The sequence below is a fragment of the Amycolatopsis heterodermiae genome, assembly GCF_034929455.1.
Classification (GTDB): Bacteria; Actinomycetota; Actinomycetes; order Mycobacteriales; family Pseudonocardiaceae; genus Amycolatopsis; species Amycolatopsis heterodermiae.
In genome coordinates, this window is record NZ_JAYFSI010000002.1 from 201,769 (window position 1) to 222,446 (window position 20,678).

Annotated in this window: 18 protein-coding genes and 1 pseudogene; 12 read left to right on the forward strand and 7 right to left on the reverse strand. The window is 72.0% G+C overall.

Annotation, left to right across the window (positions count from 1 at the left end):
* The first annotated feature begins 6 nt into the window (after positions 1–6).
* On the forward strand, positions 7–633 hold the full coding sequence (locus tag VA596_RS11720) for a helix-turn-helix transcriptional regulator (protein WP_323326137.1): 627 nt from the start codon (positions 7–9) through the stop codon (positions 631–633).
* On the opposite strand, the gene VA596_RS11725 is transcribed toward VA596_RS11720, so the two are convergent.
* Complete coding sequence (locus VA596_RS11725; protein WP_323326139.1) at positions 614–4,027, reverse strand: indolepyruvate ferredoxin oxidoreductase family protein; 3,414 nt, start codon at positions 4,025–4,027, stop codon at positions 614–616. The genes VA596_RS11720 and VA596_RS11725 overlap by 20 nt on opposite strands.
* A gap of 178 nt (positions 4,028–4,205) precedes the next feature.
* Here VA596_RS11725 and VA596_RS11730 point away from each other — a divergent pair, with 178 nt between their 5' ends.
* Positions 4,206–4,652, forward strand: a complete 447-nt coding sequence (locus tag VA596_RS11730) for an Lrp/AsnC family transcriptional regulator (RefSeq protein ID WP_323326141.1) — start codon at positions 4,206–4,208, stop codon at positions 4,650–4,652.
* Between the two features lie 126 nt (positions 4,653–4,778).
* Positions 4,779–6,007: pseudogene (locus tag VA596_RS11735) on the forward strand (DUF222 domain-containing protein).
* Positions 6,008–6,609: 602 nt separating this feature from the next.
* Here the strand turns inward: VA596_RS11735 and VA596_RS11740 are convergent.
* Entirely contained in the window at positions 6,610–8,235 is a 1,626-nt protein-coding gene (locus tag VA596_RS11740; protein WP_323326143.1) for a thiamine pyrophosphate-binding protein, read from the reverse strand.
* Positions 8,232–9,005: a cyclase family protein gene (locus VA596_RS11745; RefSeq protein ID WP_323326145.1), complete on the reverse strand. Its 774-nt coding sequence runs from the start codon at positions 9,003–9,005 to the stop codon at positions 8,232–8,234. The genes VA596_RS11740 and VA596_RS11745 overlap by 4 nt, the downstream gene beginning before the upstream one ends.
* A 117-nt stretch (positions 9,006–9,122) precedes the next feature.
* On the opposite strand from VA596_RS11745, the gene VA596_RS11750 reads away from it, so the two are divergent.
* Genes VA596_RS11750 through VA596_RS11760 form a run of 3 tightly spaced genes read left to right on the forward strand, consistent with a single transcriptional unit; the run spans position 9,123 to position 11,132 of the window.
* Positions 9,123–9,524: a GntR family transcriptional regulator gene (locus tag VA596_RS11750; RefSeq protein ID WP_323326147.1), complete on the forward strand. Its 402-nt coding sequence runs from the start codon at positions 9,123–9,125 to the stop codon at positions 9,522–9,524.
* A gap of 13 nt (positions 9,525–9,537) precedes the next feature.
* Positions 9,538–10,434, forward strand: coding sequence for an ABC transporter ATP-binding protein (locus VA596_RS11755; protein WP_323326149.1), 897 nt, complete (start codon positions 9,538–9,540; stop codon positions 10,432–10,434).
* Entirely contained in the window at positions 10,431–11,132 is a 702-nt protein-coding gene (locus VA596_RS11760; RefSeq protein ID WP_323326151.1) for an ABC transporter permease, read from the forward strand. Before VA596_RS11755 ends, VA596_RS11760 begins: the two co-directional genes overlap by 4 nt.
* Positions 11,133–11,268: 136 nt before the next feature.
* Here VA596_RS11760 and VA596_RS11765 read toward each other — a convergent pair whose 3' ends face one another.
* The gene (locus tag VA596_RS11765; RefSeq protein WP_323326153.1) at positions 11,269–11,607 is read right to left on the reverse strand and encodes a hypothetical protein; all 339 of its coding nucleotides are present in this window, start codon (positions 11,605–11,607) and stop codon (positions 11,269–11,271) included.
* 210 nt (positions 11,608–11,817) lie between these two features.
* Here VA596_RS11765 and VA596_RS11770 point away from each other — a divergent pair, with 210 nt between their 5' ends.
* Positions 11,818–14,238 carry an RICIN domain-containing protein gene (locus VA596_RS11770; RefSeq protein WP_323326155.1) on the forward strand — a complete coding sequence of 807 codons (2,421 nt, stop codon included), beginning with the start codon at positions 11,818–11,820 and terminating at the stop codon, positions 14,236–14,238.
* A gap of 8 nt (positions 14,239–14,246) precedes the next feature.
* Here VA596_RS11770 and VA596_RS11775 read toward each other — a convergent pair whose 3' ends face one another.
* Positions 14,247–15,113 (reverse strand): SAM-dependent methyltransferase, encoded by an 867-nt coding sequence (locus tag VA596_RS11775; RefSeq protein WP_323326157.1) that lies wholly within the window; start codon positions 15,111–15,113, stop codon positions 14,247–14,249.
* 76 nt (positions 15,114–15,189) lie between these two features.
* The gene (locus VA596_RS11780; protein WP_323326159.1) at positions 15,190–15,393 is read right to left on the reverse strand and encodes a hypothetical protein; all 204 of its coding nucleotides are present in this window, start codon (positions 15,391–15,393) and stop codon (positions 15,190–15,192) included.
* Between the two features lie 235 nt (positions 15,394–15,628).
* Here VA596_RS11780 and VA596_RS11785 point away from each other — a divergent pair, with 235 nt between their 5' ends.
* Both VA596_RS11785 and VA596_RS11790 read left to right on the forward strand, forming a co-directional pair.
* Positions 15,629–16,372, forward strand: a complete 744-nt coding sequence (locus VA596_RS11785) for a sugar phosphate isomerase/epimerase family protein (RefSeq protein ID WP_323326161.1) — start codon at positions 15,629–15,631, stop codon at positions 16,370–16,372.
* Entirely contained in the window at positions 16,369–17,472 is a 1,104-nt protein-coding gene (locus VA596_RS11790; protein WP_323326163.1) for a Gfo/Idh/MocA family protein, read from the forward strand. The genes VA596_RS11785 and VA596_RS11790 overlap by 4 nt, the downstream gene beginning before the upstream one ends.
* Here VA596_RS11790 and VA596_RS11795 read toward each other — a convergent pair.
* A complete protein-coding gene (locus VA596_RS11795; RefSeq protein WP_323326165.1) occupies positions 17,469–18,056 on the reverse strand; it encodes a TetR/AcrR family transcriptional regulator in 588 nt (195 codons plus the stop codon). The two genes, VA596_RS11790 and VA596_RS11795, sit on opposite strands and share 4 nt — an antisense overlap.
* Before the next feature lie 123 nt (positions 18,057–18,179).
* On the opposite strand from VA596_RS11795, the gene VA596_RS11800 reads away from it, so the two are divergent.
* The 3 genes from VA596_RS11800 to VA596_RS11810 all read left to right on the forward strand — a co-directional run bounded on the left by VA596_RS11800 (position 18,180) and on the right by VA596_RS11810 (position 20,678).
* Entirely contained in the window at positions 18,180–18,956 is a 777-nt protein-coding gene (locus VA596_RS11800; RefSeq protein WP_323326167.1) for a DeoR/GlpR family DNA-binding transcription regulator, read from the forward strand.
* Positions 18,953–20,146, forward strand: a complete 1,194-nt coding sequence (locus VA596_RS11805) for an MFS transporter (RefSeq protein WP_323326169.1) — start codon at positions 18,953–18,955, stop codon at positions 20,144–20,146. Before VA596_RS11800 ends, VA596_RS11805 begins: the two co-directional genes overlap by 4 nt.
* Positions 20,147–20,213: 67 nt before the next feature.
* On the forward strand, positions 20,214–20,678 hold the full coding sequence (locus VA596_RS11810; RefSeq protein WP_323326171.1) for a nuclear transport factor 2 family protein: 465 nt from the start codon (positions 20,214–20,216) through the stop codon (positions 20,676–20,678).

Genomic DNA, 20,678 nt, shown 5'->3' on the forward strand with positions numbered 1-20,678 from the left:
GCTGTCGTGCGGATCGTGATCGCGGAAGACGACGCACTGCTGAGAGAGGGGCTGGTGCTGCTGCTGGGCAGCGCCGGCTTCGACGTCGCGGCCGCCGTCGACCACCCCGACGACCTGCTCGCCGCCGTCGGGACGCAAGCCCCCGACCTGGCCGTCGTCGACGTGCGGCTGCCGCCCACGTTCACCGACGAAGGCCTGCGCGCCGCTCTCGAAGCGCGCCGCCGGGCGCCCGGGCTGGCCATCCTCGCGCTGTCGGCGTTCGTCGAGGACGGCTACGCGGGCGACCTGCTGGCCGCGGGCGGCGGCGGGGCCGGCTACCTGCTCAAGGAGCGCGTCGGGAAGGCCGACGAGTTCCTCGACGCCCTCAAGCGCGTCGCGGCCGGCGGCACCGTGCTCGACCGGGACGTCGTGGCCCTGCAGCTGGCCCGGCGGCGGCCCGGTGACCCGGTCACCACGCTCACCGCCCGCGAACGCGAGGTCGTCGCGCTGCTCGCCGAGGGGCATTCGGTCCCGGCGATCGGGCGGCTGCTCGGCATCGGCACGGAAGCCGCGCGCCGGCACGCCGGGGACGTCAGCTCGAAGCTGCGTGTCCCCGACGAAGCCCAGGCGATGCTCAGCTACCTGCGTGCGTGAGGGCCAGCACCTCGGCCTGCTTCGCGCGGTACCGCTCGACGTTCGCCAGCTTGACGTCCTCGTAGCCGCGCACCAGGTCCGGCAGCTCGGCCAGCGCGAGGACCTGCGCGAGGTCGACGTCCTCGGCCCGGAACGCCTTCACGACCACGCTCCGGTAGTCCTCGACCAGCTCGCGCTCGACGCGGCGCACCTCGGCCCGGCCGAACGGGTCGAACCGCGTCCCGCGCAGCCGCCGCAGCGCGTGCAGCAGCCGGAACGCCGGGCGGAACCACGGGCCGAGGCTGATCTTGCGCTTCATGCCGAGCGCGCGCAGCACCGGCGGGTGCAGCCGGAAGGCGTACCGGGTGCCCGCGCCGAACTGGTCTTCGAGGCCGGCCGTGAACGCCGGGTCGAGCGACAGCCGCGCGACCTCGTACTCGTCCTTGTAGGCCATCAGCTTGTACAGGTGCTTCGCGACGGCCTCGGTGACCGCCGTCGGCCCGTCCTCCAGCACCCGCACCTGCTCGACGAACCCGGCGTACGCCCGCGCGTACGCCTCGTCCTGGTAGGCGACCAGGTCGGGGATCCGGATGTCGAGCAGCCGGGCCAGCTCCGACCCGGCTTCCGCGTGCACCAGCGCGCGCACGGCCGGCGCCGCGGGCTTCGGCGCCGCGACCGGCGCCGGGGTGAGCGCGGCCTCCAGCGCGGCCGGGTCGGCGACGAGCTGGCGGCCGCGGCGGAAGGCCTGCAGGTTCGCGGCCACCGCGGTGCCGTTGAGCTCGATCGCCCGCTCGATCGCCGTGACGGGCAGCCCGATCACGCCGGTCTGGAAGGCCGCGCCGAGCTGCAGGACGTTCGCGAACTGGTCGTCGTCGAAGAGCGTCTCGGCCAGGCCGCGCGCGTCCAGTGACACCGTGCGGGCGGCGGCGGCCTCCAGGGGCGCGAGGACGCTGCCGGGGCTGGGGAACGCCACCGTCGTGTCGACGACCATCCGGCCGGTCGGCACCTCGGTGGTGGACACGACCGCCGTCGTGCGCGCCGGGTCGGCGACGCCCAGGTTCACCGGGTCGGCGCCGACGAGCGCGTCGCAGGCCAGGTAGAGGTCGCACTCCGCGGTCGCGAGCTTCGGAGCCTGGGCGACCGGCTCCGCCGTCACCTTCAGGTCGGAGACGACCGCGCCGCCCTTCTGCGCCAGCCCGGTCTGGTCCAGCGTCCGGACGTGCCGGCCGTCGAGGACCGCGGCGGTCGCCAGGATCTGCGTCACCGTGACGACGCCGGTGCCGCCGATGCCGGTGATCCGCACGGTGAAGTCCGTCGTCGCGGCGGTCGGCGCGGGAACGGCGTCGGCGGCCAGCTCGGCGAGCGCGCGGTGCTGCTTGCGGCCGGTCGGCACGACCGTCACGAACGACGGGCAGTCCCCGGCCAGGCAGGAGTAGTCGACGTTGCACGACGACTGGTGGATCGTGGTCTTGCGGCCGAACTCGGTGGCCACCGGCTGCACCGACAGGCAGTTCGACTTGGTGCCGCAGTCGCCGCAGCCCTCGCAGACGCGCTCGTTGATCACCACGCGCGTCGCGGGCGTCTCCTGCTTGCCACGACGGCGTTTCCGGCGCTTCTCGGCCGCGCACTCCTGCTCGTGGATCAGCACGGTGACGCCGCGGACGGCGGCCAGTTCCTCCTGCGTGCGCAGGAGTTCGGTGCGGTCGCGGACCTCGACGCCGGCGGGCAGCTTCCGGCGGCGCAGCGCCCCGGGCGCGTCACTGGTGATCACGACCTGCTTCGCGCCCTCGACGAGCAGCAGCTCGGCGACCTTCTCGACCGGCAGCCCGCCGACGGCGTCCTGACCGCCGGTCATCGCGACGGCCGAGTTGTAGAGCAGCTTGTAGGTGATGTTCACCCCGGCCGCGACGGCCGCGCGCACGGCGAGGCTGCCGGAGTGGGTGAAGGTGCCGTCGCCGATGTTCTGCACGAAGTGCTCGGCCTCGACGAACGGCGCCATGCCGATCCACTGGGTGCCCTCGCCGCCCATCTGCGTCACGCCGAGGACGGTGCCGACCTGGTCGGGCTCCATGAACAGGGCCATCGTGTGGCAGCCGATGCCGCCGCCGACAAGCGTCCCTTCAGGGACCTTCGTGGACGAGTTGTGCGGGCAGCCCGAGCAGAAGTACGGCGTGCGCGCGAGCAGCGGCACGGAGATGCGCTCGCGGCGGCGGCGTCCGTGCCAGGCTTCGACCGACGGGATCCCGCTGGGCAGCCGCCTGGCGAGGCCGGTGGCGACGACGTCCGGGTCCAGCTCGCCCAGCTCGGTGAACAGCGTGCGGCCGTCGGCGTCCTTCTTGCCGTGGACGGCCGGTGCGCCGGGGACGCCGTAGAGGACTTCCTTGAGCGCGGCTTCGATGAACGAGCGCTTCTCCTCGACGACGACGATCTCGTCGAGCCCTTCGGCGAACTCGCGGACGATCGACGGCTCGAGCGGGTGGATCGCGCCGAGCTTGAGGATCCGGATCCCGTGCTGCTCGAGGGTTTCCTCGGTCAGCCCGAGGATGCGCAGCGCCTGCTGGACGTCCAGGTAGGACTTCCCGGCCGAGACGATGCCGATCCGGTCGGCGGCCCCGCGCGCGGTGATCCGGTTGAGGCCGCTCAGCCGCAGGTACTCGAGCGCCAGCGGCAGCCGCACGGTGAAGAGGCTGCGCTCCAGCGCGGCGAGGCTCGCGCCGAGCAGCTTCGACGTCGGAGCGTGCCGGTACGCCTGCCCGCCGAGCTCCGGTGCCGTCCACTGGGGACTCACCTGGGCCGTGCCGGACGCGTCGGCGACGTTGGCCACGACCTTCAGCGACGACCACAGGCCGCTGGCGCGGGACAGCTCGACCGCGTGCATCCCGAAGTCCAGGACGTCCTGCGAGTCCGCCGGGTACAGGATCGGGATGGCCAGGTCGGCCAGTGCGAGCTCGGAGGCGCACGGGACCGTCGAGGACTTGGCGTTCGGGTCGTCGCCGACCAGCGCGACGGCGCCGCCGCGCGGGTCGGTGCCGGCCAGGTTGGCGTGGCGCAGGGCGTCGGAGGCGCGGTCGAGGCCGGGCGCCTTGCCGTACCAGAACCCGGTGACGTCGCGCTGCCCGCCGGCGCCCGCGACCAGCTGGCTGCCCATCACCGACGTCGCGGCCAGCTCTTCGTTGAGCCCGGGCCGGTGCACCACGGCGTGCTTGTCGAGCAGCGTCGCGCGGCGGCCCAGCTCGAGGTCGTACCCGGCCAGCGGCGAGCCCTCGTAGCCGGAGACGAACACGGCGGGGTCGCCGCCGCGGGCGCGGTCGTGGCGGACGCGGTCGAACAGCAGCCGCACCAGGGCCTGCACCCCGGTGAGGTGCACGGTCCCCGCCTCCCGCAGGTAGCGGTCCTCCAGCGTGAACGTCTCCACGACGCGCTCCCTTCGCCCTCACGCGGCTGTGCTCCGGCGCACAGTGCGATGCGGGCCACGGCACACGCTATCGACGTCCCACGCAACAGCCGCGGCGGGTTCACCCTCCGGGACGCAAACATCGGCGGTCATGATCGACGATTGGCCCGGTTTTTTGCGCGGAGCTACGCTCGCCCGCATGACCGAAGAGCTGCTCGACGCGACCGACCACGAGATCCTCGGGCTGCTGCGCGAGGACGCCCGGCGCACGCTGTCCGACATCGCCGGCCGGGTCACGCTCTCGACGGCGGCGGTCAAGCGCCGCATCGACCGCCTGCGCGAGACGGGCGTGATCACGGGCTTCACGGTCCAGGTCGACCACGCGAAGCTCGGCTGGGGCATCGAAGCGTTCACCGAGCTGCGGTTCGTCGGCAACACGAAGGTCGCCGAGATCCTGCGGACCACCACACGGATGCCGGAGGCCCAGGCGGTCTTCACGATCGCGGGCGACCCGGACGCCCTGGTCTGGCTGCGGGTCCGCGACATGGCCCACCTGCAGACGACGATCGACGAGATCCGACGGCATCATCAGGTCACCGGCACCAAGACGTTGATCGCCCTGGAGTCCTGGTCCCGCGGCCACTAACCGCTTCGGGGATCACGGCCGGCTCGCGCTTGGTTGTCGCCCGGGTACTTCCGCACAGCGGTGACCCCGATGTGGATCATCCGTTCGTGTGATGAACATGCGTTCGAGAGCCGGTAATCTTGGTGTGTGGACGGCGAAGCGATATGGAGAGCGGATGCGGTGGCCTTGGCCGACCGTATCTCCGTGCTGCTCGGTGTCGTGCGGTCCGCCGAGGCTGAAATCGGTTCACTGCTCGTGGAAATCGAGTCGCGTGGTGTGATGGACCTGTTCGGATATCGCTCTGTGGCGCGATTGTTCGAGCATCTGGCCGATGTTCCCAAGGCTGGCGCTGAACGTGTGGTGAAACGAGCGCGGGCTCTTAACGCCGGGCGTGCTCTCGACGGTAGTCCCGTGCCCGCTGTTGCTCCGGCCACCGGTGCTGCTGCCCTGGATGGGCGGCTGAGTGCGCCGATGATCGACACCATTGTCGAGGTTCTGGGGCAGCTTGCGCCCGAGCATCGCGATGACGCTGAGGGGAGCCTGCTGTCCTTCGCCTCCTCGTCCGGGCACAAGCAGGTCGCCGCGTTGGGTGCGCGGATCGTGGCCCACCTCGACCCCGACGGTGCCGAACCCGACACCGCAGAACCTTCTGCCCCCAGCCGTGAGCTGTCGTTGCGCCGCAAGAGAACCGGAGTCTGGGAGCTGACCGGCCGTTTCGACGAGGAAACCGGCACCCGCGCCAGCGCCCTGCTGGACTCGCTGGCCGAGCGTCGCAACAGCGACGAGGGAGCGGACTTCCGTTCCCCGCAGGAACGCTACGGCGATGCCTTCTCCGACACGATCGATTTGGCTCTTAACTCCCCGGACTTGCCAATGCAGGCCGGTGGACGTGCGCACGTCATGGTCGCGGTCTCGCTGGAGGACCTGAAGTCGGGCGTCGGCCAGGCCACCCTAGGCGACACGGGCACGATGACCGCAGCCGAAGCCCGAGTCCACGCCTGCGACAGCATGCTCATCCCCGCAGTGCTAGGCGAGAAGAGCGAACCCCTGAACCTGGGCCGCCTACGCCGCCTGATCTCCGCCGGTCTACGCCGAGCGTTGTTCCTGCGCGACCGTGGCTGCGCGTTCCCCGGCTGTCACCGCCCACCCCGGCACTGCCAGGGCCACCCATCCGCCACTGGTCCGAGGGCGGCCCAACAGATCTGAACAACCTGGTCCTGCTGTGCGCCCACCACCACCGTCTCCTGCACCGCTCAGGCTGGGAAGTCCACATAGCCGCCGACGGCCTACCCGGGTTCCGTCCACCAGCATTCCTGGACAAACACCGAAAACCCAGGCGCAACAACCTCCACGAACCGTTGCCGTTCGCGGCTTGAACAGGGAATGGGGAAAGGCCCGCAGTCAGTGACTGCGGGCCTACATCCTCGCACCCGTTCCCGAATCGCACCGACCAACTGCCGCCCGGCCCGCATCGGCGGCCACTCCGCCTGAGCAGCAACGGTCACATCGCCGAACTGGGCAACTCAAGTCGGGCCACCCTGTCGCCTTCGGTACAGGCACTAGCGTCGCGAGTCGGTTGACGCTCGAACGGGACTCGCCTGCAGAAGGTCCCGCGACGGTTCCGTCTAGTGGGCGCTGCCGGACCCGTGCGCCGCCAGCCGCCCAACAATACCCCGGATGTGCGCTCCCGGTCGAAGAATTCTGGCTACGCAAAGGAAGTGTCGCGGCCAGGCCCTCGTACAGGTAAGCGTCCATCCCGGATAGCCCGGGTGCCCGGCGGGGTAGTCGTGGTTCACCGGGAAGTACGTCGTGTCTTGGGTGTCCAGCCAGGAGTCGCTCAACGGCGCCAGTTCGGGCCATGCGTCCAGCCGCTGCTCCAGCCGGGGATTGTCCCGGGTGAAGCCGCGGTGGTCGGCCACCACGTACACCGCGCCCGCTAGCACCGTGCCGATGGCGTCCCGGGACGCGAGAGCATCGGTCAGTGCCGGAACGCCTCCGCGAGCCACCAGGAGCCGCCGTCGTCGGCTATCTTTGCGTCGATGACCAAGGGGGCGTCGCGCGGTCCCGTCAGCCAGTCCTTCACCGCGAAGAGGTCCTCTTCCGAGCGCACCGTGACGCCGTCGCAGCCGAAACCGCGGGCTATGGCGGCGATGTCCGAGTCGGGGAAGCGGACCGTGGTCATGTCGGCGTCGCCGAAGTGGTGGACCTCCGCGCCGTACGCGGCGTCGTTGTAGACGATCACCACCAGGGGCATGCCCAACCGGACGGCGGTGTCCAGTTCGGACAGTGCCATGTGGAACCCGCCGTCGCCGGTGCCCAGCACCGGCAGCCGGTCCGGGTGGGCGAGTGCGGCGCCGATCGCCGTGCCCAGCCCCAGTCCGATGCTCTGGAACGCCTGGGTGAAGCAGAAACCCAGCTCGTCGGGGACCGAGAGGTACGCGCTCGGGTAGCCCATGAAGTTGCCCGAGTCGATCGCGACGATCCGCTCCGCGGGCAGCAGGTCGTCCAGCAGCCGGGTGAGCGTCCGCGGGTCGATCCGGCCGCCGCGGGACAGGTCTTGGTGCTCGACGTCGTTCCAGCGGCCGGTCGCGGCGATCCGGTCGGCGACGTCCGCGGAGCGGTAGCCCGCCCGCTCCGGTACCAGGGCGAGGACGTCCGACGCGGTGCACCCGGCGTCGCCGACCACGCCGAGGTCGATCGGCCGGTGCGCGCCCAGCGCGGCCTGCTCGACGTCGACCTGCACGAGCTTCGCGTGCGGGCTGAGCAGCGCGCCGTGGCGGGTGGTCCACATGTTCAGCGCGCAGCCCCAGCCGACGACCAGGTCGGCGCCGACGATCAGCTCGGCGGCCGTCGGCGAGGCGAACCCGCCCGAGATGCCGAGCGCGAACTCGTCGCCGTGGAAGAGCCCGTTGGCCACCGCCGACGTCGCCAGCAGCGCGCCGCTGCGGGAAGCCAGCTCCCGCAACGGTTCCCGGCTCCCGCGGGCGCCGCGCCCGGCAATGAACACCGGCCGTTCGGCGGCGGCGAGCAGCTCGGCCAGCGCAGCGACGGACGCCGCGTCCGGGCGCACGAGTGCCGGACCCGGAACCACGGGCAGCGGCTCCGAAACCGCCGGAGCGGGTTGCGCCTGGACGTCCAGCGGCAGGTTCAGCACCACGGTCCGGCGCTGCTGCCGGGCGGTCCGGAAGGCCCGCACGGTGTCGGCGACCGCGCTCGCGGCGGAGTGCACCCGCTCGGGCACCGCGCCCACCGCGGCGGCCAGCCCGTCCTGGTCGATCCGGAAGTTGGACAGCACCGACGGCGCGGCCGAGTCGGCGGTGAGCACGAGCATCGGCGTCCGGCTCTTGGCCGCCTCGGTGATCCCGGTGACGGCGTTGGTCAGCCCGCAGCCCTGGTGCAGCGACAGGATCGAGACCTTGCCGCTCATCCGTGCGTAGGCGTCAGCCATGCTCGCCGCGCCGCCCTCGTGGCGGGCGGCGACGAACCGGACGCCGCCCGCGCGCAGCGCGTTGGTCACCTCGAAGTTGCCGCTGCCCACCACGCCGAACGCCGTGCCGGCGCCGAGGCCGGCCAGCGTCCGGCCGACCAGTTCGGCGACGTTCACCGCTCCACCAGCGCCAGCACCCGGGCCGGGCTGCCGGACCCGCCGACGATCGGCAGCGGCGAGACGATCAGCAGCACCCCGGTCGGCGGCAGCGAGGCGAGGTTCTGCAGCTGAGTCAGGCCGTGCTTCCCGGCTCCCAGCAGCAGCTCGTGGCACGGGAACATCGGCTCCAGCCCGGGGGCCTGGCCGGCGTCGGTGCCGACGGTCTCGACGCCCAGCCCGGTGATCGGCGTTTCCTCGGCGAGCCACCGGGCGCACTCGGGGGAGACGCCGGGGGTGTGCGAACCGGCCTCGTCGGCGTTGAGGAACTCGTCCTGGTCCTCGCTTCGAGTGTCCCAGCCGGTGCGGTAGAGCAGCCAGCCGCCGTCCGGCAGCGGGCCGTGCTCGGCCGTCCACGCCGTGACGTCGTCGATCGAGAGCAGGAAGTCCGGGTCCGCGGCCGCCCGCGCCGAGAAGTCGAGCACGACCGCGGGCGCGACGAGCGTCTTCAGCGGCACCTGGGAGACGTCGTGGCCGTCCTTTCCGGACACCCAGTGCACGGGCGCGTCGAGGTGGGTGCCGGTGTGCTCGCCGGTGTGGATGTCGTTCCAGTACCAGCGCGGGCCGCGCTCGTCGTAGCGGCTGATCTCCTCCAGCCGGAAGGGGATGGTGTTGGCGAACGGTTCGGGCAGCTGGAGGATCGGCGTGCTCGAGCTCAGCGGGGCGGTGAGGTCGACGATCTCGACCGCCCCCGAGGTGATCGCCTGGCCCAGTCCGTCCAACAACGACATGCCTGCCTCCCGGTGCGGTGAACGTCTCGATCGAGACCCTAAACCGGGAACGGGGTCCTTGACAGGGTCGCGTTCCCGGGTGTTGTCTTATTGTCGTAGGACAATGGGAGGGTGCGGGTGATCGAGTTCGTCCTGGACGGCCGTTCGCGGGTCGCGACGTACATGCAGCTCGTCCTGCAGGTGAAGCAGGCGCTGCGCGTCGGCCTGCTGCGGGACGGTGACCAGCTGCCGAAGGTGCGCGAAGTGGCCCAAGCGCTGGCGATCAACCCGAACACGGTGCTCAAGGCCTATCGCGAGCTGGTGCTGGAGGGGCTGGCGGAGGGCAAGCCGGGGGTCGGGACGTTCGTCACCGGCACCCTCGCCGGCCCGTCGCTGGGGCACCAGGCCCGGCTGCGTGACGAGCTGCTGGCCTGGCTGGAGCGCGCCGAAGCCGCGGGGATGTCGGGTGACGACATCAACGCCCTGATCGAGACCACGTTGCGCGGCGCCGCGGCGCCGCAGGATCAGCAGCAGAGCTGAGGGGAGTTCGAAGATGGAGCTGGCGGTGGAGACCAGAGCCCTGGGCAAGCGCTACGGGCGCAGCTGGGCGCTGCGGGACTGCGCGCTGGAGGTGCCCGCCGGGCGGATCGCCGCGCTGGTCGGCCCGAACGGCGCGGGCAAGACGACGTTGCTGCACCTGGCCGTCGGGCTGCTGCGGCCCGACGCGGGGGAGGTGCGCGTCTTCGGCCGCGACCCCCGTGACGGGCCTTCGGTGCTGGCCGACATCGGGTTCGTCGCGCAGGACACCCCGGTGTACCGGGACTTCACCGCGGCGGAGCTGATCACCATGGGCGGCAAGCTGAACCGCCGTCGGTGGGACGCCGCGCTGGCCCGTGACCGGCTCGCCGCGCTCGGCATCCCGCCGGACAAGCCGGCGGGCAAGCTCTCGGGCGGCCAGCGGGCGCAGGTCGCGCTGGCGCTCGCGCTGGCCAAGCGGCCACGGCTGCTGCTGCTCGACGAACCCATCGCGAGCCTCGATCCGCTGGCCCGCCGCGAGTTCATGCAGGCGCTGATGGGCGCGGTGGCCGAAAGCGAGACGACGGTGCTGCTGTCCTCGCACCTGCTGGCCGACCTCGAACGCAGCTGCGACTACCTCATCGTCCTGCAGGCTTCGCGCGTCCAGCTGACCGGCGCGGTCGACGAGCTGGTCGACGCGCACCGCACGCTCGTCGGCCCGCGTGCCGGGAGCGAGTCCATCACCGGCGTCGCCGAGGTCGTCCGCGCCAGCCACACCGAACGGCAGTCGACGCTGCTGGTCCGCCGCGACCCCGCCGTGCCGATCGATCCACTGTGGACGGAGCACGAAGTGACCCTGGAGGACCTGGTGCTGGCGCACCTGGCCGCGGCCGAACCCCGCGTCACCGCCGCGGCGTGGGGGGTGCCGGCATGATCTGGCTGACCTGGCGCCAGCACCGCAGGCAGGCGCTGTTCACGCTCGTCACCCTCGGGGTGCTGGCGTTGATCGTGGTGCCCACCGGGCTGGCGATGCACACGAAGTACGACAGCTCCGGGCTGGCCGCCTGCCAGGCCGCGCTCGGCAAGGCACCGATGATCACGCAGACGGAAGCGGTCTCGAACTGCGCGAGCCTGGCCCACCAGTTCGAGCAGCAGTTCGGCAACCTCGTCTACGTCGCCGTCCTGTTCGTGATCCTGCCGGTGCTGGTCGGCGTGTTCTTCGGCGCGCCGCTGGTCTCCCGCGAGGTCGAGCAGGGCACCCACCGGCTGGTGTGGACCCAGGGTGTCAGCCGGGCGCACTGGGCGCTGGTCAAGTTCGGGCTGATCGGCGCGATCACCGCGGTGCTGGCCGTCGGGTACGCGCTGGGGGTGTCGTGGTGGTTCGGGCCGCTGGTCAGCACGACCAGCCGGCTGGGCTACTTCGCCTTCGACGTCCAGGGGGTCGTCCGGTCGTCTACACGCTGTTCGCGCTGGCGCTGGGCGTCTTCGCCGGCACGTACTGGCCGAAGGTGCTGCCCGCCATGGGGATCGCGCTCGTCGGGTACGCCGTGGTGCGGGTGGCGGTCGAGCTCTTCGCCCGGCCGCGGTACCTGCCCCCGCAGAGCTACACGTTCGCCCCGGACAGCACGCTGACGCCGAACCCCGCGGCGGGTGACTGGGTGATGGACCAGGGCATCCGCAACGCGGCGGGGGAGATGGTCCTGCCCAACGCTCAGGTCGGCCCGTGCGGGCCCGCGGGCTGCGGTGACACCGGGGCCGGCCCCGGGGCCTACAACTGGGTGGAATACCAGCCGGGGGCAAGGTTCTGGACGTTCCAGGGCATCGAAACCGGTCTCTTCGCGGTGCTGACGGCCGCGTTGGTGTTTTTCGCGATCCGCCGGGTGCGCACGCTCGCCTGAGTTCCGGTGCTCAGGCCGGTCCAGCGGATCGTGCGGTGGTCACCCGGGTTGGCGTGCAACGTCTTCTCCGCCGAGGCGAAGGCGTCGAACAGCCCGAGGGCCGACTGGCGGTCGACGTGCTGGTCGTCCCACGGGAGCAGGAACTGCACCGGCACGGTGATCCGCCCCGCCGCCGAAGGTCGCGGCGGCGGGGCGCGGGCCAGCAGCACCGGGTCTTCTTGTGCCGGCCGCCGCCGTGCCCCATCAGCACCAGGGGTGCGTGCGGGGCGCCGGCTTTCAGAGCACGCCGGTGATCTCACTGAGGGTGAAGTCGCGTTCGACGATGCCGTGCTCTCCGGCGAACGGCGGATTTACAACGTTGTATCCAACCGGTAAGACTGTTTTTACAACGTTGTAACGACGAGCGGAGGCTGGTCCCCGTGTCACTGAGCCGCAGGCAGTTCGTCGCCGGAACCGTCGCCGCGGGCCTGCTCGCCGGTACGCGGGAGGCCGCCGCCTTCAGCAGTCAGCAGGTCGCGGCCGGTGGGCTCTACACCCCGAACGCAGCTCCGCTCAAGCCCACCGCCTTCCTCAAGTTGCCGCCCGGCGCCGTCACCGCGCGCGGCTGGCTCGCCGGCCAGCTGCGCCTGCAGCTCGACGGCCTCTGCGGGCACTACGCCGAGACGTCGCACTTCCTCGACTTCGCGACCAGCGGCTGGGTCCACCCGGAGCGCACCGGCTGGGAGGAGGTGCCGTACTGGCTGCGCGGGTACGTCGACCTCGCCGCGGTCACCGGCGACACCACCGCGAAGGCCACCGCCGGGAAGTGGATCGACGCGATCCTGGCCACCCAGCAGTCCGACGGCTTCTTCGGGCCGACCGCCCTGCGCACGGCGCTCAACAACGGCCCCGACTTCTGGCCGTACCTGCCGCTGCTCCAGGCGTTGCGGTCGTGGCAGGAGTGGACCGGCGACACGCGCGTCGTCCCGTTCCTGACCCGCTTCCTGCGCTACATGAACGCGCAGGGGCCCAGCGCGTTCAACTCCAGCTGGGTGTCGGTCCGCTGGGGTGACGGCCTCGACAGCGTGTTCTGGCTGTTCAACCGCACCGGCGACACGTACCTGCTGGACCTCGCCGACAAGATCCACACCTACGGCGCCAACTGGGTCGGCAACCTGCCGAGCCTGCACAACGTCAACGTCGCCCAGGGCTTCCGCGAGCCCGCGCAGTACGCGATGCGCAGCGGTTCGGCGTCGCTGACCCAGGCCACCTACCAGGACTACTCGACGATCATGGCCACGTACGGCCAGTTCGCCGGCGGCGGCTTCGCGGGCGACGAGAACGCGCGTCCCGGCTTCGGCGACCCGCGGCAGGGCTTCGAAACCTGCGGGATCGTCGAGTTCATGGCGAGCCACCAGCTGCTCACCCGGCTGACCGGCGACCCGGTGTGGGCCGACCGCTGCGAGGACCTCGCGTTCAACTCCCTGCCCGCCGCACTCGACCCGGCCGGGCGCGCGGTGCACTACGTCACCAGCGCGAACAGCGTCGACCTCGACAACGTGCCCAAGAGCGAAGGCCAGTTCCAGAACGGCTTCGCTATGCAGGCCTTCCTGCCCGGCGTCGACCAGTACCGCTGCTGCCCGCACAACTACGGCATGGGCTGGCCGTACTTCACCGAGGAACTCTGGCTGGCCACGCCGGACAACGGCCTCGCGGCCGCGATGTACTCGGCCAGCAGCGTCACGGCGAAGGTCGCCGACGGCACCTCGGTGACGATCACCGAGGACACGACCTACCCGTTCTCCGAGCAGGTCACCTTCACCGTCCGGACACCGCGGAGCCTCGCTTTCCCGTTGTACTTCCGGATTCCCGCGTGGTGCGCGGCGCCCCGGCTCACGGTCGCGGGTGCGTCGGTCGCGGTGAACGCCGGGCCGACGTTCGCGAAGGTCTCGCGCACCTGGGCGGACGGCGACGTCGTCACGCTGACCCTGCCGCAGCGCACGACCGTGCGGACCTGGGGCGCGAACCACGGCTCGGTGTCGGTCGACCACGGCCCGCTGACGTACTCGCTGAAGATCGGCGAAAGCTACGAGTCGCTGGGCGGGACCGCGCAGTTCCCGCAGTACGCCGTGCACGCGACGACGCCGTGGAACTACGGCCTGACCCCCGGCGCGGCGCTGACCTTCACCGCGGCCGGCGGGGCGCTGCCCGCCAACCCGTTCACCCCGGACACCGCGCCGGTGAAGATCACCGCACCGGCGCGGAAGATCGCCGAGTGGACCGCGGACGACCAGCACGTCGTCATGCCGTTGCAGGCGTCACCGGCGAAGAGCGCGGCGCCGGTCGAGACGGTCACGCTGATCCCGATGGGCGCGGCACGGCTGCGGATCACGTCGTTCCCGACCGCCGCTCCGGACGGGCACGCGTGGGTACCGGGCGGCGGGGGAGCGGGCGTCCGGATCGCGAACCGCAACTCCGGCAAGGTTTTGGGCGTCGACCAGATGTCCACAGCGGACAGTGCGCGGGTCGTGCAGTTCGCCGACAACGGGACCGACGACCACCTCTGGCACCTGATGGCCGACGGCGACGGCTGGTACCGGATCCGCAACCACCACTCGGGCAAGGTGCTCGGCGTCGACCAGATGTCCACAGCGGACAGTGCGCGGGTGGTCCAGTTCGCCGACAACGGCACCGCGGACCACCTCTGGCAGCCGGTCGACAACGGCGACGGCTGGTGGCGGCTGAAGAACCGCAACTCGGGCAAGGTACTGGGCGTGGACGGAATGTCCACCGCGGACAGTGCGCAGGTGGTGCAGTTCGCCGACAACGGGACGGCGGACCACCTCTGGCGGCTGTTCTAGGGAGCCCGTCAGCGCTTGACGCCGACGATCCCGGCCACGCACTTCGCCGAACCGCTGAGCGGCGTGAGCCGGGGGCCGTCGGGCCACCACTCGTCGCAGACCGCCAGGCCCGGCTCCGACGTCGCGTTGGGCTGCAGGAACTCCAGGCCCGCCAGCATCGCCTCGATCTCGGTGCGGGTGCGGAACCGGCCGGCGCCGAGCGGGCCCTGGGTCAGGATGTCCTCGATGCGCTTGGCGATCGCGGTCAGCTCCGGCACCTCGGGGTCGAAGAAGTGCGACAGCACCACGTACGAGCCCGGCGCCAGCGCGTCGATGTAGGCGCGCATGACGTCGGCGGCGCCGTCACCCTCGAAGTGGTGCATCGTGCCGACGTGCAGCAGCGCGACCGGCTCGGCGAAGTCGATGTGGCGCAGCACCTCGTCGTTGTCCAGCACGGCCTCGGGCTTGAAGATGTCCGCCTCGACCATGTGCGTGAAGTCGTTCTCGGCGAGCAGCGCCCGGCCGTGCGCCAGGACCACCGGGTCGTTGTCGATGTAGACGACGTTGGTGTCCTTGTCGATGCGCTGCACGATCTGGTGCGTGTTCTCCGCGGTCGGCAGCCCGGACCCGCAGTCGACGAACTGCCGGATCTTCGTCTGGCTCGCCAGCATCCGCAGCGCGCGGTTGTGGAACCCGCGGTTGCCGCGGGCGATGTCCACGGCTTCCGGGACCGCCTGCCGGATCTTCTCCATCACCACGCGGTCGACTTCGTAGAAGTTGTGCCCGCCGAGGAACCCGTCGTAGATCCGCGCGATGCTCGGCCGCTCGGGATCCAGCCCCACCGGCTTCTGGCTGGGCGACACGGTGCCGGAAACGGCGGACGGGGCGTCGGACATGGCGACCTCGCAGGACATCGGCGGGCGGCGTGGGCCACCCAGCGTAGTAGGTCGCGTCCGCGCGGTGAACCCGAGGTCAGCCGCTCGGGCGAAGCCGCTGGTCGGGAATGTCGTCCCACGAGCCGTCCTGGCGTTCGGCGCGGCTGCGGCGCAGCCGTGCCAGGTGCTGCTCGATCCGCCGGTCGAGGTCGCGCGCGGCCTCGGACAGTTCCGTCAGGTCGCGGCGGGACCCCGGGTGGCCGAGCGCCCCCGTGTCCACTTCGTCCCCTGCCCTGTCCACTGACGGCACCTCCCGCGTCGGTTCGGTCCCTTCCCCGTGCTGCGTTACTGCCCCATCCGGAGCACCGCAAAACCCCCGCGGCCCGTGAGCCGGGGCACGCACGAAGACGTCCGGGAAATCCGCAGTTCTGTCCGGCCGGGTCACCGGGAAGGACCTGGTGTGAATTTTGACCAAGTGGTAGAAATCTTGTGGAGCCGTGGCGGGCGTCCGCCACCGTGAAACTCAGGAGCTGGGGATGAGCTTGCTTTCCGTGCAGCTGTACTCGGTCCGCGACGCCTTCGCGGCCGATCCCGCCGACACCCTGCGGCGCCTCGCCGCGATCGGCTTCACGCAGGTCGAGCCGTACGGCGTCGTCGAGAACGTCGACGCGCTGCGGGCCGGGCTGCCGGCCAACGGCCTGTCCGCGCCGACCGCGCACGCGCGGCTGATCGGGGCCGACCAGCCCGCCGTCTTCGCCGCGGCCGCCGAGCTGGGCATCGGCCTGGTGATCGACCCGCTGGTCAAGCCGGAGCAGTGGCAGGACCCGGCCGACATCGCCGCGACGGCCGACGCGCTCAACGCCGCCGCGAAGGTCGCGGCCGAGCACGGCGTCACCGTCGGCTACCACAACCACTGGTGGGAGCTGGAGTCCCGGATCGACGGCCGCGCCGCGTTCGAGGTGTTCGCCGACCAGCTCGACCCCGCCGTCGCGCTGGAGGTCGACACCTACTGGGCCACCGCGGGCGGCGAGGACGCGGCCGCGCTGCTGGGCCGCCTCGGCGACCGCGTCAAGGCGATCCACGTCAAGGACGGCGGCCTCGCCACCGACGCCACCGGCCAGCTCCCCGCCGGCCAGGGCCGGGTCCCGGTCGCCGAGGTGCTCGCCGCCGCGCCGGACGCGCTGCGCGTCGTCGAGTTCGACGCCTTCGATGGCCCTGGTGGCGACCTCTTCGAGGCCATCTCCGCCAGCTACACCTTCCTGACCGGCGACCGGCGGTGACCGGCGGGCCGGTCGGCGTCGGGTTCGTCGGCGCCGGCGTCATCAGCGGCACCTACCTCGAGAACCTGACGAGCTTCCCGGACGTCCGCGTCCTGCGGATCGCCGACCTCGACACCGAGCGCGCGGCGGCGCAGGCGGCGAAGCACGGCGTGCCGCGCTCGGGCACGGTGGCCGAGCTGCTCGACGACCCCGACGTCGAGCTGGTGGTCAACCTGACCACGCCGGCTTCGCACGTCGACGTCGGGCTCGCCGCGCTCGAGGCGGGCAAGCACGTCTGGGCCGAGAAGCCCCTCGCGCTCGACCGCCAGACCGGCCGCAAGTTGCTGGACCGCGCACGGGAGAAGGGGCTGCGCGTGGCGAGCGCGCCCGACACCGTGCTCGGCGCCGGGCTGCAGACCGCGCGCCGCGCGATCGACGAGGGCCGCATCGGGCAGCCGAACACCGCGCTCGCGCTGTTCCAGGTGCCGGGCCCGGAGAGCTGGCACCCGGCGCCGGAGTTCCTGTTCCAGGCCGGCGGCGGGCCGCTGCTGGACATGGGCCCGTATTACCTGACGACGCTGGTGCACCTGCTCGGCCCGATCCGCCGGGTCACCGGCGCCGGCGGCCGGGCGCGCGACACGCGGGTCATCGGGTCGGGGCCGCGCGCCGGGACGGAGTTCCCGGTGACGGTGCCGACCACGGTCACCGCGCTGGTCGAGTTCACCTCCGGCGGGTCCGCCCAGGTCGTGCTGAGCTTCGACTCGGCGCTGGTGCGCACCGGGTTCGTCGAGCTGACCGGCACGCTCGGCACCGCCGTGCTCCCGGACCCCAACCGGTTCGACGGGCCGACCGCGCTGCACCTGTTCGGTCAGAGCGAGCCCGAGGAGCTGGAACCGCAGGGGCACGCGGCCTCGCGCGGCACCGGCACGCTGGAGCTGGCGCGGGCGATCCGGGCCGGGGTGCCGGAACGCGCGTCCGGCGAGCTGGCCTACCACGTGCTCGACGCGATGCTGGCGATCGACGAGTCGCTGACCCGCGGGCAGTCCGTGGAGGTGGCGAGCGTCGTCGCCGTGCCGCCCGCGTTGCCGTTGGCTTGGGATCCGTACGAGAAGACGCTCTAGAGCGGGACGGAGAGCAGGCTCTGCAGGGCGAACCGCAGCGAGCCGACCAGGTCCACGTCCCCGGGCACGGTCAGCCACTGCACCTGCAGGCCGTCCATCAGCGCGATGAACGTCAGCGCCGCCATCGCGGGGTCGACGCCGTCGCGCAGCTGGCCGCGCGCGGCGAGGACCTCGAACGACTCGTGGATGCTCGCGCGCGCGGCCCGGTAGTGGCGCACGAAGTACTCGTGCGCCGGGTGGTCCGGGGCCACGGCTTCGGCGGCGAGGCGCGAGTAGAGGTCGACGATCCCGGGGTGGCGGACGTTGTGCCCGGCCAGCGCGACGAAGTGGCGCAGGACGTCGAGCCCGGGCGCGACGTCGAGCTGCTCCCGGTCGGAGTCCTCGGCGTCGCGCCGTTCGAGGACCGCGGCGAGCAGGGCTTCCTTGGTCGGGAAGTAGTAGAGGAGGCCGGCGTGGGTGATCCCGACGCGTTTGGCGATCTCCCGCAGCGACGAGCTGTGGTAGCCGAGCTCGCCGTACGCCGCGGCCGCCGCCGTGATGATGTCCTCGCGGCGGATGCGGCCCTTCAGGTAACCCCCGGTCACGGGGTCGCGGTGGTCTCGGCGTCGTGCACGCTCCCATCATGCCGCAGCCGGATTTCGCACAAGCCGCGTGATCGGTCGAACAAATCGGTTGTGCGAACGCGCGGTTCTTGCGAGCATCGCGGGGTGAAGAGCGCAGAACGGCAGCGGGTCATCGTCGAGCGGCTGCGCGGCACCGACCAGGTCGGCGTCGCCGAGCTGGCCGAGGTGACCGGCGCGTCCGAGATGACCGTGCGCCGGGACCTGGACCACCTCGCCGCCCGGGGCGTGCTGCGTCGGGTGCACGGCGGGGCCGTCCCGGCGGCGCCGTCCGGGGTGGAGCCGCCGTTCGCGGTCCGCGCGACGGCCTCGACCGAGGCCAAGCGGGCCATCGCCGTCGCGGCGGCCGAGCTGATCTCCGACGGCGAGACCGTCGTCCTCGACAGCGGCACGACCGCGCTGGAGGTGGCGCGGCTGCTGCGCGACCGGCCGGTCACCGTGATGCCGCTGTCCCTGCACGCCGCCGGGGAGCTGGCCGACGCCCCGCCCGTGCGGCTGCTGCTGCCCGGCGGCGAGCCGCGGCCGGGGGAGCAGGCGCTGGTCGGGCCGTTGACGCTCGCTTCGCTGCGGGCGCTGCGGTTCGACGTCGCCGTGCTGAGCCCCTGCGCGTTCGACATCGAGGCCGGGCTCACCGCGTTCGACCTCGCCGACGCCGAGGTCAAGCAGCAGGCCCTGGCCGTGTCGGCGCGCTCGATCGTGCTGGCCGACAGCGCGAAGTGGGGTCACGCCTCGCTCGCCCACGTGTGCCCGGCCGACCGTCCCGATGTCCTGATCACCGACCCGGGTGCGCCCGAGGACCAGCGTGCGGCGCTGGCCGACCGGGGTGTGCTCGTGCACGTAGCCGTACCACTGGAGAACCGATGACGACCGTTCCCGCCCGTCCGCGCGCCGCCCGCGTCGCGACGTGGATGTTCTTCGCCCTCAACGGGTTCGGCATGGGGATGTGGGTGGTGCACATCCCGAACGTCGAGCGCGCGACCGGCATCTCGCACAGCACGCTGGGCGCGCTGCTGCTGGTGCTCGGCGGCGCGGCGTTCGCCGGCATGCAGGTGGCGGGGCCGCTGGTCGACCGGCTCGGGCACCGCAAGCTGGTGCCGGCGGCGGGGGTGTTCGTCGGCCTCGCGGTGTGCGCGCCGGGGTTCGCGAACTCGTGGTGGACGCTGGGCCTCGCGCTGATCCTGTTCGGCTTCGGCAACGGCGCGATCGACGTCGGGATGAACTCGCACGCGGTGGTCGTGGAACGGGCCTACCCTCGCCCGATCATGGCGTCCTTCCACGCGATGTGGTCGATCGGCGGCGCGCTGGCCGCGGTGATCGGCGCCGCGACGCTCGGCGCGGGCGTCCCGACCGGCGTCACCCTGACGGGCACGGGACTGGTGTGCGTCCTGCTTTCCCTGGGGGCGGCCCGGTTCGTGATGGAGCCGGCCGACGCACCGGCCGAGGTGGAGGAGTCGGCTCCGGTGCAGGCGACCGGCCGCCGGACCCCGGGCCGCCTGATCTGGCTGCTGGGCGGGCTGGCCCTGGCGCTGATGCTGTCGGAGGGTGTCGCGAACGACTGGGCCGCGCTGCACCTGGAGAAGGACCTGGGCACGTCGGCCTCGACGGCGGCGTTCGCGTACGGCGCGTTCGCGGTGGCGATGACGACGGGCCGCTTCCTGACCGACCGCGTCGCGGCCTGGGCCGGCCCGGCGGCGATCGTCCGCTACGGCGCGGCGATGGCGGCGGCAGGCCTGTCGATCGCGGCCGTGGCCCCGTGGGTCCCGCTGTCCCTGGTCGGCTGGGCGATCTTCGGCCTGGGCCTCTCGGGCGGCGTCCCCCAGCTGTTCACGGCGGCGGGCAACCTGGACACCCGCAACTCGGGCGCGCTGATGGCCCGGGTGGTGGGCCTGGGTTACGTGGGTCTGCTGGCGGGCCCGGCGCTGATCGGCGGGCTGACGAGGTGGATGCCGCTGAACGTGACGTTCGCGGTCCCAGTGGTGCTGTGCGTGCTGGCGGCGGTCTTCGCGGGAGTGCTGACTCCGAAGCCGGAACCGGCGGAGCAGCCGGTGGCCTGACCGGCCGAGAGCTTTTTGCGACAGGTTGTCGTATAGTTTGCGACAAGCTGTCGTAAACGGAGGTCTCATGAACCCGCTCGCCGATCGCGCCGAACTCATCGAGCTGATGGGCCGGTACGCCGACATCGCCGACCTGAAGGAGTACGAGAGGCTGCCCTGCCTCGTCTTCACCGATCCCCTGACCCTCGACTTCGAGTCGGTCGTCGGCATGCCGCCGATGACCGTGCCGCTGGCGGACTACCTCGAGAACCTGCGCGCCTCGTTCGAGCCGTTCACGGCCACCCACCACGTCATCACCGGCCACGTGATCGACCTCGACGGCGACCGCGCGAAGATCCACGCGCACGTCCGTGCCGAGCACTGGGTCCCGGACGAGGTCGCCGCCGGGGGCCCGAACCGCTGGCTGGTCGTCGGCTTCTACGACGACGAGGCGGTCCGTACGCCCGACGGCTGGCGGCTCACCCGCGTGAAGCTGACCGCGAGCCACCAGGAGAACGTGCACCTGTCGGGCGCGGGCGCGGCGGTACGGTAG

What these genes read in the sequence shown, in the direction of transcription:
- VA596_RS11730 (WP_323326141.1), top strand. Translation starts at nt 4,206, where the DNA reads ATGACCGAAGAGCTGCTCGACGCGACCGACCACGAGATCCTCGGGCTG.
- VA596_RS11745 (WP_323326145.1), bottom strand. Translation starts at nt 9,005, where the DNA reads ATGTCGTTGTTGGACGGACTGGGCCAGGCGATCACCTCGGGGGCGGTC.
- VA596_RS11755 (WP_323326149.1), top strand. Translation starts at nt 9,538, where the DNA reads ATGGAGCTGGCGGTGGAGACCAGAGCCCTGGGCAAGCGCTACGGGCGC.
- VA596_RS11760 (WP_323326151.1), top strand. Translation starts at nt 10,431, where the DNA reads ATGATCTGGCTGACCTGGCGCCAGCACCGCAGGCAGGCGCTGTTCACG.
- VA596_RS11775 (WP_323326157.1), bottom strand. Translation starts at nt 15,113, where the DNA reads ATGTCCGACGCCCCGTCCGCCGTTTCCGGCACCGTGTCGCCCAGCCAG.
- VA596_RS11785 (WP_323326161.1), top strand. Translation starts at nt 15,629, where the DNA reads ATGAGCTTGCTTTCCGTGCAGCTGTACTCGGTCCGCGACGCCTTCGCG.
- VA596_RS11805 (WP_323326169.1), top strand. Translation starts at nt 18,953, where the DNA reads ATGACGACCGTTCCCGCCCGTCCGCGCGCCGCCCGCGTCGCGACGTGG.
- VA596_RS11810 (WP_323326171.1), top strand. Translation starts at nt 20,214, where the DNA reads ATGAACCCGCTCGCCGATCGCGCCGAACTCATCGAGCTGATGGGCCGG.